Raw genomic sequence first — 12,498 nt, forward strand, 5'->3', positions numbered from 1 at the left:
GGATATGATCGCCGACGATGAGGATGTCGGCAGTCGGGAAGTCCGAGGCCGTGATCTCCCGTGCCAATGCTCGGCCGCTCGAATCGAATAATTCGAAGATCCGGCACGTCATCGGAAAATCGGCCGCGAGCGCGGGATCGAATTTGGCGCAGTCGGTCGTCCCGAGCCGCTCATCCTTGATCACCGGAAGGTGAGAATTGACCGTGAGCCAGTAGAGGAACTGCGGTTCCTTGGCGCGCTTCAGGGCATTGGCTATCTGGGCGGGAACATCGCGATCACAGGCGCCGGGAAATACGCCGGGGCACTCTTCCGCTCCATCCGCGAGCAACTGCTCGCCAAATCGCGTCTCGGCAAAACCGATATTGGGGTACCAGTGGGTGCGATCGAAGAACTCACCCTTGAAACTGTGCCATGCCTGGGTGTGGTAGCCGCGCGCCGCCAATCTGGCGGGAAGGCACGTGCGATCCACCTTCGCCATCACTTCGGCATAGTCGCCCCATCTCCCGCAGAGCTCGCGCATTTCGCCGCTGGTGGTCGAACCGTAATACAAGGTGGCGCCGCTGGTCACGTCGTATAGGCGCCGTACTTCAGGCCGGGCCCAGATATCGACGAGCTGGCGGCGGACCTGCGGGTTCACGGGCCGGCCCATCGATTCCACCATGACGATCATCAGGTGGCGCTTGTCGGTAAGCTGCTGACCGAAGCCGCTCCGCTCCACGCCGGACGTGAACAGCGCACCCGGCTCCGCAAATCGCTTGTAGGACCCACGATTGGCCCCGCCCGACGCCTTCTCAGCCGCCGCGACAGAAAGCACGAGGCCGAATGCGAGAAGGATAGCGCGCAGATCACCGAGCGCGGTGGAGCACCGCAACACACGATAGCCCGCGAATACAACCACGATGGCCGCGGCGCCGCACAGGATATACTCCGGCGACGCACTCGGATTGAGCTCGCTGGCGAACTCGAGCGAATGCGTCAGAGAGAGCGGGCTCAGATTGAATATCGCCGAGATGTAGATAAGCACCGAGAAAATCATGACGGCCAGGAATGCGCCGAACTTGATCACGAACGGAGCACGGTGAAGCGCTAGCCCGATCGATCCGATGACCAGCGTTTCAAAGAGACGCGGAGGGCCGCTGAGGACCGACAGAATCCAGAAGCAAATGTTAGGAAGGATGATCCAGCCCGCCACCCAGGCAAGGAAAGGGCGCCCATCTGTTCGAGTCCATCGTCTCGGCGCTGCCAGAACGGCTTCCATAATGTCTCCGGCTTCGGGATGCCGAACTTATGGCTCTACGCCGATAAAGAATGGTTAATGTCCGCGCTGCCCGGGCGTCTCCACGAGGCAGCGACCCCTTTCAATTTTGCCCTCTCAGCACGGCTCGGCAGCTATGACATAGTCGTGGCCGTGGCGGATGCCGTCTTCGTTGGCGGCGAATTCGAGGGCAGCAGTGCGGAGCTGCTCGCCATGCGCGGCGAGCGCGGCCGCCAATCCGCGGTCGTGGAGCCGCGCCAGCCGCGGAGCGCACATGTCGATCTGGCTGTTCACGAAGCGCGCCTTGTAGCGGATCGGGAAACGGCGCGAGGCGATGACGCGGAAGCCGGCACGCTCCATCTGCTCCAGCACCCATTGCATCGGATATTCGCGGTACGGGCGCTCCCCGGTCAGGAGCAGGCAGGCGTCGCGGAAGCGGCCGATCTCCCAGATGACGCGGCCGGCGGGCGTGCCGGGATCGTGCGTCACATAAGGTTCGAGCCCCACCAGATAGATGCGCCCGCCGGTGATCAAGCGAAGCCGCGCGAACAATGTCGACTGGAAACGGGGGGCGAACCCTTCGACCGCGCCGAGGAGATAATCGGCGAGAACCGTATCGAACCGCTCGCCGGCAAGGAGCGTGGGGTCCGCCCAATTGGCGACGAGGATGCGGTCCTGCGCGCGCCGGACGGGCTCCACTGCGTCGCGGACCTGCAAGGCATGGGCGGTAGCCCCGGTCACTGCGACCCAGCGCTGAGTGACGAGCGAGGACAGCCAGCGAGCCGAGTGCGTGCCGGTTCCTGCATCGAGGAACGATCCCCAGGGCCGATCGCCCTGGAGATTCTCGATGTAGCGGAACAGCGCTGAACGGGTTTGTTGCGGGGCGGCGCCGGTCATCGCTTGCCGCCGGCCGCTAGAAGCCCGCCCTGACGCCCATCACCAGATTGCGCCCGCGCAGCGGCGATGCGTCCTTGATGAACGACGTGTGGTTATAGGCGAGCGCGTTGGTGAGGTTGGTCGCGCGGGCGAACAGCTCGACATTGCGGCGCCCGCCCAGATCGACTCGATAGGCGATCGTGGCGTTGACCATATCATAGCCCTGGGTTCGGCTTTCGTAGGATGCAACCTCGTCCTGCTCGAATACATGATAATATTCGGCATCGGCAGTGAAGCCACCGACGTGCGCATCGACACGCCCGCCGAGCCGCCCCGCCGGAATGCGCGGGAGATTGCCGCGATCATCCTTGAGCTTGGCGCGAACATAGTCGCCGAACACAGAGGCCGCGAGCGCAGGAGTGAACTGGTGCCGGATCTCGCCATCGACGCCGGTGAAGGTAGCACCCGCGCCGACATAGCGGATCAGGCGGAAGCCCTCGAACTGATCGAGCGTCTGGGCATAGATGTAGTTGTCGAAGTCCTGATGATAGGCGCCGATCGTGAAGCTGGTGGGCCCGCGCGTCTTGCGCAGCGTGAGGTTGATCGACTTGGAGGTCTCCTCATCGAGCGAGGCCTGGGTTCCGAGAAGCGCGTTGCCGGTGACCAGCCCGATCTCGAAGGTGTTGGTCGCGAGGTGGACGCCATAGGCATAAAGCTCCTGAACGCTTGGCGCACGCTGCGACCGGGCGAGCGAGAGCGCGACCGAATAGTCGCCGTCCACATCCCAGATCGCGGCGCCCGAGACCGAGGAGGGATCGTGCTTCACCGATGGGAAGAAGCCGATTTCCGGCTTCACTTCCTGCCATTCCTTCCGCGCCGCAAGCTCGAGCCGGACCGGACCGAGCGGCAGCGTCTCCATCAGGAACAGCGCCGTATTCTTGGTATCGGTGTTGATCAGGAAAGCTTCTTCGCCGAGCGCCTCGAAATCGCTTTCCCAGCGCTGCACGCCGAACACGCCGCGCAGGCCCGCGATGGGCTTGTGCGTCAGCTCGAGCCGCAGGTCGTAGCCCTTGTTCTTGAAGGTGGTGGCGACTTCCTCATGCTCGATCTCGTCGTGCTCATAATCGGTGAACGAGAGGCGGAAACGCAGCTTCTCCAGCCCCGGCAGCGGATCGCGATAGTCGCTGCGGATATCGAAGCGTTCGCTCCGCAGCTTCACGAACGGGACTTCCTCGTGCTCATGGTCATGGTCGTGATCATGATCGTGGTCGTCCTCGTCATGACCGTGGCCGCCGCAATGGAGGCTGGTGCCGTGCGGATGGCAGTCCTCATAATCGTGGCTATGCCCCGGCAGCCCGTATTCGCTGCGCTGGCGCGTATAGGCGACACCCAGATAGCCGTTTGCCCCCACCCATGAACCGCCCACACTCACGGTCGAGGTATCGTTGTAGGAGCCTTCGACGGTGCTGGCGCCGAAGCGCGGCACCGAATAGTCGTCGGACTCGCGCCGCACGCCCTCGACGCGGAAGGCAAAGGGCCCCACGCCCGCGGTCACGCCGCCCACGATCGACCGCTCGTCGTCGGCCGTGCCGAGCCGCCCCTCGATGGCGCCCGAAATGCCGCCCTCGGGGAGCGCGGTCGGCACCTTGTCGTCGAGCAGGTTGATCGCGCCGCCGGTCGCGCCACTGCCGTAAAGAAGCGCGGCAGGGCCGCGGAGCACTTCGATGTCGCGCAGCAGCAGCGGTTCGGTCGTGATGTTGTGATCGGGCGAAATGGCCGAGGCGTCCTGAATGGCTGAGCTGTCGCTGAGCGCCTGCACGCGCGGCGAGGTCTGGCCACGGATCACGGGACGGCTCGCGCCTCCGCCGAAATTCTCGAAATGGATGCCCGGCTGCCCGGCCAGCGTCTCGCCCAGCGTCGCCTGACGGCGGTGCACCAGCTCCTCGCCTGCGAGCGTCACCACCGGCGTCGCGGTCTCGTCCGCGCGCTGCCCGAGCGGCGCGGCAGTGATCACGATATCGCCCTCCGAATGGCTCCCCGCCTGGGCAAAGGCGACGCCCGGCGCGAGCGCCCCGAACGAGACCGCACACAGAAGACGAATGCGATTTTTCATGATTTCACCCCTTTTGCTCATTAGCTCGACGGCCTATTAAGAGATGATATATCATCTAATCAAGGACGTAGTCATGAACGAGGCGAACCCGGTGCGCGCGCGGCGGAACCGGCTGACCGATATTTCCGAGGGAATAGCGGTCTCCGCATCGTTCCTGTGCCTGATCCATTGCCTCGTACTGCCGTTCCTGCTGCTGCTCCTGCCGGGAATCCTGGGGCTGTTTGTCGGCTCGCCGACCTTCCACGGTGCCGCGCTGGCCGTGGCACTGCCCGCCGCGCTGATCGCTTTCCGGCACGGCTATCGCCAGCATCGCGCACCGCTTCCCGTCCTCCTCGGGCTTTCGGGCAGCGCCAGCCTGGTGGCAGGACTGCTGCCGGTGATGGGCGAAGGCGCGGAAACGGTGCTGACGGTGGCGGGAAGCCTGATGCTCGTCGCTGGCCATGCGCTCAACTGGCGGCTGCGCAAATGCGCTGGGCGCCATGGGTGAGAGGTCGGCGCGCGCTCTTTTGCCGAAGGCGGATACGCAGCGAAGATCGCCCGCCACGCTCGATGCGATGGTGCTGGAGCTGCTCGCCCACGGCGACCGACCGCTCACCATCGGGGAGCTCGAGCGCCGTAGCGAGAAAATGGGCTGGCGGTTGCGCCGGATGCAGCTCCATCGCGTGCTGGCAAGGCTCATACGCCGCGAGGCGGCCAAGCGCGTCGAGCTTCTCGGCGCCTATATTCCCGGCGGTGCCGACGCAGATTGTTTGCTCGTCTGCTCCAGCTGCGGCGCCGTGCAAAAGCTGCCCCTGCCCTCGCTGCGCATGAGCACATCCGCGCTCTGCCAGCGGGAGGGCTTCGCGCCGTCACGGCTGATCTGCGAGGTCCCGGGCCGTTGCGCACCCTGCATTGGCGGAATGGCGGATTGACCGGCGCAGGCCTGCCGAACCGCTCCAGCCGGCATGAAGCCCGCAGGGAAACCTCGGGCCAAAGACAGGGCTTCTCCCGATTATGCCCCCGCCCCGCAAACCTATGCTCGGCTCCGAACCTAGACGGAGCCGCGCATGAAGGTCGGTCTGCATTGCTTCGCCCTGATGGGCCTTCTGGGCTGCGCATGGCCTGCCGCGGCGCAGAATACATTGGCCAAGGACGTAGCCGACTAGGCGCAGACGCTCGACACGCCAGACCACCCGCGCCAACCCGCCAATCCACCGCCGCCTCCGCCGAGCAGCGAGCCTGATCTGGTGGTAGCGCCTATCCCGGTCTCCAACCCGGCATTCGGCACCGGGCTCGCCGCCACCGCGGTGTTGTTCTACAATCCGAACCGCGCGTCACAGCCGTGGATCAGCGGCATAGGAGGCGGATACACAAGCACCAAGAGCTGGGGTGTAGGCGCGTTCCATTCGATGTCGGCAGCGGGCGACCGAGTGCGCGCGCTCGCCTTTGCGGGCTATGGCGAGGTCAACCTCAACTTCTATGGCATTGGTCCCAACGCCGGCTCGGCGGGCGTCTCGGTCGATCTGCACGACAAGGCGTTCATGGGGCTGGCGGACGGCGAATTCAAAATCTTCCGTAAAGGATTCCTGCGCCACCTCTATCTGGGCGCACGCTATCTCTATCTCGACATCAACGCATCGGTGGACCTGCCCTCGCTTCCTCCCGACAGCCCGGTCCAGATCCCCAGCCAGCTCCAGCGCGAGAGCAAGATATCGATGATCGGCCCCGCCTTCACCTTCGACTCTCGCGACAATTCGACCAACCCGCGCAAGGGAGTCTATGCCACCGGCTCGAAGCTCTACGGCGTGGAATGGCTCGGCAGCGACTTCACGCACAACAAGCTGCAATTCGCCGGCAATGCTTATTTCCCGCTGGGCACGGCGGTAGTGGGGGTCCGCAAGCAATTGTGCGGAGCGTCGGACGATGCGCCCTATTACGACCTGTGCATGTTCGGCCAGCAGGGAGACCTGCGCGGATACGAGACCGGCCGCTACCGTGACGGAGCGAGCTGGGCGATCCAGGCCGAGGTGCGCCAGCATCTGTTCGGTCGCTTCGGCGGGGCGGTGTTCGGCGGAGTCGGCGGGATCGCGGAGAATACCAAGGCGATCTGGAAGCACAGCACTGTACTGGCCTCGGGCGGCGTGGGGCTGCGCTATCTCGCCTCCAAGAGCTCCAACGTAAATCTGCGCGCCGACGTGGCATGGGGAAAGGACGGCCCGGCCTTTTACTTCGGCATCGGCGAAGCCTTCTGAAATCCAGGAGGCCGCTCCAGTTGCCGAGTAGATCGTTTCGGGACGAGCATGGAACGATTTCTCGATTGCCGTGATGGTGGCACCCCATTAGCCCTATGTGGGTAACGGGCGGGGGAAAATATGGGGCTTCGTGCAAGCGGCGCGCTGGTCGCGCTAGGGGTTTTTGCTGCGCTTCCGGCGCAGGCGTCAGACAAGACGGATTTCGAGACATGCGACGGGCGGGTCCATCCCGGCAAGCAGAGCGACGGGATGCGCGGCGAGGCAGGCACGGGGCGGTTCGCGTCCTTCGTGTCCAAAGCGCCTGCGCTGACGATCGCGGCATGCACGCGCGCGCTGGCGAGCAAGCGGCTGCTGCCGACCCAGACGCTGCGGCACGTGCATCTGTTGCGCGCGCGTGCAGCGGCATATCTTCAGCAGGGCGAGACATCCAAGGCGATCGACGATCTAAACGCCGCCGAAATGGTGGCAGCGCCGATCTCGGCTGATCGCTTCTACCAGCGCAGCATGGGAGTCTCGCTCAACCTTCTCCGGGCCCTGGCATTCGCGCGCAGCGGCGATCTCGAACGCGCGTTGCCGCTGGCCAGCGCCGCGATGGAGGCACGCCCCTATTCGCTGCAGGTGCAGCAGGTAGCCGCAACCGTGCTGCAGGCAGCTCGGCCGGTGGGGACCGCTTCCCCTTCCCCCTGGATCGGCCAGGCGCGGCTATCGCCAGTCATCGCCAGAACCGCGCTGCTCAGCGAGGCCGAAATCGGAAATTTCGCAGGCGTTCTGGCGCTGGCGCCGGCGGTGAAGATCGCGTGGCCGAGTGAACCGTTGACGCCGGTGGCGCTCCTGGCCGCTGGCGACGGATCGACGGACTTCATGTTCGCGGTGCTCGCATCACTCTACATCGCCTATGCGCGCGCCGTGACGGGAGATGCTGAAGGCGCACGGCACAGCCTTGCCGAAGCTCGGACCCATGTCGGCACGTCGCCACCCAAGGGCGAAGGCGACGTAATGGCCGAGTTTGTGGCCTCCAGAGCGAAGCTGATCGATCAGTTTGTGGAGACTCGCGCGCGTCAGATCGAGGCGCGCATCGCGGTCGCCGAGGGCCGAACCTCCGATGCGATCGGCGCGTTGGTCGCCTCGCCGATGCCGCGTGACGCGCTGACCCTAGAGCTGCTTACCGCGCTCAAGGCGGCAGCCCCGGCGGAGAATGCCGGGCTGATACCGGACGTGGCGCCTTTCGCCGCGGCGCTCGACGAGCAGCGCAAGGAAGCGCTCGCCAGCGTCGTGCCGCAAGCGCTGCTGGCGCCGGAGACGCCGCGCGCCGTGGTCGATTACGAGCGTGCGCGGCCCAATATCCTCGGCGCGCTGGTGGGCGGCGTGCTGAGCATGGGGACGAGCCTGCTCGGCGGGATCGACCGCACCGATGGCTTCCGAACCACCGAGAACGCCGACGGCACGATCAAGGTCGAGTTCATCGGCGCCACGCCCTCGGCCGCGCTGGTGCAGGAGATGACGCTGCTGCGCGCCGCCGAGGTCGCACGCGCGGCGGGCAAGCCGGGATTCGTGATCGTCGAGCGCAAGGATTTCACGCGCGTGATGCGGACGATGCAATATGGCGTCGAGATCAATTCGACGCCGCACGGATACAAGACCGAGCTGACGATCCGTTGCGTGGATGCAGGCGCCGAACCCCAACGCGCGCTCGACGCGATGACGATCATCGATGCGCTGGGGCCGCTCTATTACGAGGAAAAGCAAGAGCAGCAGCGGAAGAAGGCATAAGCCCAGGTCCAACAGGAGCAGGCGCCCCAACAACGCGATTGCGCTTGATCGCGCTTTGCGCTAGGGGCGCCGCCTTCCAAAGCAACAGCATTGGAAACCCTGCGGGAGGGTGCCCCTAAACCGGCGCCCGCTTGTACCGCTAAACTTGATCAAGGGTTTCGCACTCGAGTGCGGATCCCTGGAAAGAGAGTGACATGGCAAAGAAGATTACCGGCTATATCAAGCTACAGGTGCCGGCCGGCGCCGCAAATCCGTCTCCGCCGATCGGCCCGGCTCTGGGTCAGCGCGGCGTGAACATCATGGAATTCTGCAAGGCGTTCAACGCCCAGACCGGCGAAGTCGAGAAGGGCACCCCGCTGCCCACCGTCATCACCGTCTATGCGGATCGTTCGTTCTCGTTCGAGACCAAGACGCCGCCGGCGAGCTATCTGCTCAAGAAGGCCGCGAACCTGAAGTCGGGCTCGAAGGAGCCAGGCAAGGTTTCGGCGGGAACCATCAAGCGCTCGCAGCTCCAGCAGATCGCCGAGGCCAAGATGAAGGACCTCAACGCGAACGACATCGACGCCGCGACCAAGATCATCGAGGGCAGCGCCCGGGCCATGGGCCTTCAGGTTGTGGAGGGCTAAGGACATGGCAAAGCTGACCAAGAAGCAGAAGACCTGGACCGTCGACGCCGAGAAGCTCCACGGCGTGGACGAGGCGATCGCGATCGTGAAGTCGAACGCGACCTCGAAGTTCGACGAGACCGTCGAAGTCGCACTCAACCTGGGCGTCGATCCGCGCCACGCCGACCAGATGGTCCGCGGCGTCGTGACGCTGCCCAAGGGTACCGGCAAGACCGTGCGCGTGGGCGTGTTCGCCCGTGGCGCCAAGGCCGACGAAGCCACTGCCGCGGGTGCGGACGTCGTGGGCGCCGAAGACCTGATGGAAGCCATTCAGGGCGGCAAGATCGACTTCGACCGCTGCATCGCCACGCCTGACATGATGGGCCTGGTCGGCCGTCTCGGTAAGGTGCTGGGCCCCAAGGGCCTGATGCCGAACCCGAAGCTCGGCACCGTGACCATGAACGTCGGCGAGGCCGTGAAGGCCGCCAAGGGCGGTCAGGTCGAGTATCGCGTCGAGAAGGCGGGCATCATCCACTCGGGCATCGGCAAGGTGTCGTTCCCGGCGGAGGACCTGCGCGCGAACTTCGACGCGCTGGTCGACGCGGTGGTCAAGGCCAAGCCGGCGGGCGCCAAGGGCAAGTACCTGAAGAAGGTCGCGCTCAGCTCGACGATGGGCCCGGGCGTGAAGGTCGACGTGGCGGAAGTCGCCACGGTCTGATCGCCAGTCCCAGGACAAGCAAAGCGAAAGGGCTCGGGGGCAACCCGGGCCCTTTCTTTTTGTCCAGCTCTCACGGGATACGTGAAAGTCACGTAAAAGTTGACTCTCCGGCAATTCCCGTTATGTGCGCGCCTTCGCTCGGGTGGCTTGCCGCCCTTGCGTACCGTCCGAGACAGCGAGTGGCCGGAATTTGCCGGCCTTGATCTCTCGCCTAGACGGGGACAGATTTCATCGGCGCTTCCGGCACGTTCGGAGCGTCCGGGTCATGCCAGGGTTAGGCTCTGGCGCTGACGATCCTTCCCCTCGGACTATTATGTAACCGGGTCTCTCGCTTGCGGGAGGCTCATAACGAGGAGACCGGCATGGATCGTTCCCAGAAGACCGAAGCCGTTGCCGAGCTGAACCGCACCTTCAACGAGGTCGGCGTGGTGGTCATCACCCGCAACCTCGGGATGACCGTCAAGCAGTCGACGGACCTCCGCAACAAGATGCGCGACGCCGGTGCGAGCTACAGGGTCTCGAAGAACAAGCTTGCCAAGATTGCCACCGAGGGCACCGATTATTCGGTGATCGCGGACCTGCTTACGGGTCCGACGGGGCTCGCCACCTCCACCGATCCCGTGGCTGCGGCCAAGGTGATCGTGGACTTCGCCAAGACGAACGACAAGCTCGAGATCGTCGGCGGAGCGATGGGCGCGCAGCTGCTCAACGCCGAAGGCATCAAGTCGCTCGCGTCGCTGCCCTCGCTCGACGAGCTGCGTGGCAAGCTCGTGGGTCTGCTGGTCGCTCCGGCGACCAAGCTCGCGACCATCACGCAGGCGCCGGCAGCGCAGATCGCTCGCGTTCTCTCGGCTTATGCGGAGAAGAACGCCGCCTGAACGGCATTCTTGGATTACATTCCCTAACCTATTTGAATTGATTGGAGTATATCATGGCTGACCTTAACGCTCTTGTTGACCAGCTCTCCGAGCTGACCGTTCTCGAAGCCGCCGAGCTCTCGAAGCTTCTCGAAGAGAAGTGGGGCGTCTCGGCCGCCGCTGCCGTCGCCGTTGCCGGCCCGGCCGCTGGTGGCGCGGGCGCCGGTGCGCCGGCTGCCGAAGAGCAGACCGAGTTCGACGTGATCCTCACCGGCGACGGTGGCAAGAAGATCAACGTCATCAAGGAAGTCCGCGCGATCACCAACCTCGGCCTGACCGAGGCGAAGGCTCTCGTCGAGGGCGCGCCGAAGGCCGTCAAGGAAGGCGTGTCGAAGGACGAAGCCGAGAAGATCAAGAAGCAGCTCGAAGAAGCCGGCGCGACCGTCGAGGTCAAGTAAGCCTCTTCTGCTTGCTTGCAGAAAAAGAAGGGCGGTCCCGCGGGGCCGCCCTTTTTCGTTCGGAAACGGCTATTGTGTGCCGCCAGCGCGGATCGTCCATCCCTGCTCACTGCAGTTCGGGCAGTTCGCCGGGACGCGCGTAAAATCGTTGGTGATGCCGAAGGCTTCGGTGAGCGTCGTCACTCGGCGTGCATGGACACCCAGCTCGCCAGCTATGCAAGCATCGCAGAGCGCCTGGGGTCTGCGAGCTTCGAGGAGGTCGGCGATTTGTTTGGCTAGCATGGCAGCTGTCTAGGAAAACCGCCGCGAACCTCTCAATAATCTACTTTAAGCGCGCAAATTCACACACGCTCAGGCTGCGACCGGGGCTGGGCGGGGAACGTAGCGTGTCGCGGCGAGCGGCGCGGCGAGTTGGGCACGATCGAGCCAGATGGGGCCGAGCTTGGCGCCCTGCCCCGCCGTTCCGATCATGAAGTCCGAGCCGAAGCGGCGGACGCTGAGGCCGCCGCGCCAGCGCAGATCGATCATCACGATCGGCACGAACATCGGCCGGCCGCCGACCTGGACGACATGGATATGCTCGCGCCGGATGCGCAGCCGCGCCGGCATCCGCCCGCCTGCGCCCGCAGCGAGATCGAACGCCTGGCCCGCGGGATCGACCATCGGATTGGCGTGGAAACCCGCTATGTGGCGGTCCTGATCGGGGTTGGCGCTGATCAACGCGAGCGAGGGGCGGATCGCCTCGGCCGAAGCCGACTGGCGATTTCCGATCAGCAGCTCGATCTCGATCACGACTTCCTGCTCGTTCAATTCGACCCGCAACGGCTGCACGACGAGTTCGAAGGGATCCGAGGCGGCAGCGGGCATTATGGACGCGGCCGGGGCATGCCGCGGCGGGGGAGCGCTCTGCGGCGAGGCCGGCTGGGGACGCGGAGCGAGGCCCGGAGGAGTCGCGCGAAGCGGAGGTTCGGGCACCGCGACCGGCTCGGGCACCAACACCTGCTCCTCCGGATCGGTGCGGCGGCGACGCAGCGCCCAGAAGGCGCCGAGCAGGAGCGCCGTTCCTGCGGCGCCCCCAAGCGCCCATAGCCAACCGGGGGTGGCAGCCGGCGCCGCTGCCGCCGGTGTGGCAACGGGAGCCGGCTGCAAGGTCGCAGGCTGAGTGGAGACGGGTTGCGGCAGCACAGGCTCGTCAGTCGCCGGTATGGCTGTGGCAGCGGGCGCAGGTGCAGGAGTTGCGGTCCGAACCGGCGCCTGCGCCTGGCGCGCGCTCGGCTGAGCCGGGCTGGTTCGCGCTGCTGGCGTGGAGGTGACCACGGGCGGCGGCACGGCAACCGGCGTTGGGCTGGGCGTGGGAGAACCGCCGATCGAGAAACGCTCGGGCACTACGTTCGGCAGGTACATCACGTTCGGCGGCCCGGAGCGCGTGGGCGCCGGTGTCGGTGTCGGTGTCGGCGCAGACGCAGGCGGAGAAGCCGGCGCGGTCTGTTGCGCGTGCGTGGGCGCGGCGAGCGCCACGAGCACCGCCGCTGCGGCGCAGCCCATCAGGCGTCCGGTCCGATACTTGCGATAGTCCACGACTACGTCTGTAGCCGCTCCAAGATGAATTGCAGCT

Annotated in this window: 11 protein-coding genes and 1 pseudogene; 8 read left to right on the forward strand and 4 right to left on the reverse strand. The window is 65.3% G+C overall.

Annotated elements, in window-relative coordinates; translation table 11 throughout:
- Positions 1-145 precede the first annotated feature (145 nt).
- The 3 genes and pseudogenes from ACMGDH_RS11975 to ACMGDH_RS11985 all read right to left on the reverse strand — a co-directional run.
- Positions 146-1,258: pseudogene (locus ACMGDH_RS11975) on the reverse strand (sulfatase-like hydrolase/transferase); the annotation flags it as partial.
- Between the two features lie 114 nt (positions 1,259-1,372).
- Positions 1,373-2,152 (reverse strand): class I SAM-dependent methyltransferase, encoded by a 780-nt coding sequence (locus tag ACMGDH_RS11980; protein ID WP_436828152.1) that lies wholly within the window; start codon positions 2,150-2,152, stop codon positions 1,373-1,375.
- A gap of 16 nt (positions 2,153-2,168) precedes the next feature.
- Positions 2,169-4,244, reverse strand: coding sequence for a TonB-dependent receptor domain-containing protein (locus ACMGDH_RS11985; RefSeq protein ID WP_436828153.1), 2,076 nt, complete (start codon positions 4,242-4,244; stop codon positions 2,169-2,171).
- Between the two features lie 73 nt (positions 4,245-4,317).
- Between ACMGDH_RS11985 and ACMGDH_RS11990 the strand changes: the two genes are divergently transcribed.
- The 8 genes from ACMGDH_RS11990 to rplL all read left to right on the forward strand — a co-directional run bounded on the left by ACMGDH_RS11990 (position 4,318) and on the right by rplL (position 10,883).
- Positions 4,318-4,731, forward strand: coding sequence for a MerC domain-containing protein (locus ACMGDH_RS11990; RefSeq protein ID WP_436828154.1), 414 nt, complete (start codon positions 4,318-4,320; stop codon positions 4,729-4,731).
- The gene (locus ACMGDH_RS11995) at positions 4,724-5,155 is read left to right on the forward strand and encodes a hypothetical protein (RefSeq protein WP_436828155.1); all 432 of its coding nucleotides are present in this window, start codon (positions 4,724-4,726) and stop codon (positions 5,153-5,155) included. The genes ACMGDH_RS11990 and ACMGDH_RS11995 overlap by 8 nt, the downstream gene beginning before the upstream one ends.
- 315 nt (positions 5,156-5,470) lie before the next feature.
- Complete coding sequence (locus ACMGDH_RS12000) at positions 5,471-6,475, forward strand: BamA/TamA family outer membrane protein (RefSeq protein WP_436828156.1); 1,005 nt, start codon at positions 5,471-5,473, stop codon at positions 6,473-6,475.
- Positions 6,476-6,595: 120 nt separating this feature from the next.
- Positions 6,596-8,245 carry a hypothetical protein gene (locus ACMGDH_RS12005; RefSeq protein WP_436828157.1) on the forward strand — a complete coding sequence of 550 codons (1,650 nt, stop codon included), beginning with the start codon at positions 6,596-6,598 and terminating at the stop codon, positions 8,243-8,245.
- A gap of 194 nt (positions 8,246-8,439) precedes the next feature.
- Positions 8,440-8,871 (forward strand): 50S ribosomal protein L11, encoded by a 432-nt coding sequence (gene rplK, locus ACMGDH_RS12010; RefSeq protein WP_436828158.1) that lies wholly within the window; start codon positions 8,440-8,442, stop codon positions 8,869-8,871.
- A gap of 4 nt (positions 8,872-8,875) precedes the next feature.
- Positions 8,876-9,568, forward strand: a complete 693-nt coding sequence (gene rplA / locus ACMGDH_RS12015) for a 50S ribosomal protein L1 (RefSeq protein WP_436828159.1) — start codon at positions 8,876-8,878, stop codon at positions 9,566-9,568.
- Between the two features lie 362 nt (positions 9,569-9,930).
- The gene (gene rplJ, locus ACMGDH_RS12020) at positions 9,931-10,446 is read left to right on the forward strand and encodes a 50S ribosomal protein L10 (protein ID WP_436828160.1); all 516 of its coding nucleotides are present in this window, start codon (positions 9,931-9,933) and stop codon (positions 10,444-10,446) included.
- A gap of 53 nt (positions 10,447-10,499) precedes the next feature.
- The gene (gene rplL, locus ACMGDH_RS12025) at positions 10,500-10,883 is read left to right on the forward strand and encodes a 50S ribosomal protein L7/L12 (RefSeq protein ID WP_436828161.1); all 384 of its coding nucleotides are present in this window, start codon (positions 10,500-10,502) and stop codon (positions 10,881-10,883) included.
- A 351-nt stretch (positions 10,884-11,234) separates the two neighbouring features.
- Here the strand turns inward: rplL and ACMGDH_RS12030 are convergent, their stop codons facing one another.
- Positions 11,235-12,461, reverse strand: a complete 1,227-nt coding sequence (locus ACMGDH_RS12030) for a hypothetical protein (protein WP_436828162.1) — start codon at positions 12,459-12,461, stop codon at positions 11,235-11,237.
- Positions 12,462-12,498 lie beyond the last annotated feature (37 nt).

Source organism: Sphingomonas radicis (assembly GCF_051400635.1).
Classification (GTDB): domain Bacteria; phylum Pseudomonadota; class Alphaproteobacteria; order Sphingomonadales; family Sphingomonadaceae; genus Sphingomonas.

Coding starts and splice junctions, on each gene's coding strand:
- ACMGDH_RS12005 (WP_436828157.1), top strand. CDS start 6,596: ATGGGGCTTCGTGCAAGCGGCGCGCTGGTCGCGCTAGGGGTTTTTGCT.
- ACMGDH_RS11980 (WP_436828152.1), bottom strand. CDS start 2,152: ATGACCGGCGCCGCCCCGCAACAAACCCGTTCAGCGCTGTTCCGCTAC.
- rplK (WP_436828158.1), top strand. CDS start 8,440: ATGGCAAAGAAGATTACCGGCTATATCAAGCTACAGGTGCCGGCCGGC.
- rplA (WP_436828159.1), top strand. CDS start 8,876: ATGGCAAAGCTGACCAAGAAGCAGAAGACCTGGACCGTCGACGCCGAG.
- ACMGDH_RS11995 (WP_436828155.1), top strand. CDS start 4,724: ATGGGTGAGAGGTCGGCGCGCGCTCTTTTGCCGAAGGCGGATACGCAG.
- rplJ (WP_436828160.1), top strand. CDS start 9,931: ATGGATCGTTCCCAGAAGACCGAAGCCGTTGCCGAGCTGAACCGCACC.
- ACMGDH_RS11985 (WP_436828153.1), bottom strand. CDS start 4,244: ATGAAAAATCGCATTCGTCTTCTGTGTGCGGTCTCGTTCGGGGCGCTC.
- rplL (WP_436828161.1), top strand. CDS start 10,500: ATGGCTGACCTTAACGCTCTTGTTGACCAGCTCTCCGAGCTGACCGTT.
- ACMGDH_RS11990 (WP_436828154.1), top strand. CDS start 4,318: ATGAACGAGGCGAACCCGGTGCGCGCGCGGCGGAACCGGCTGACCGAT.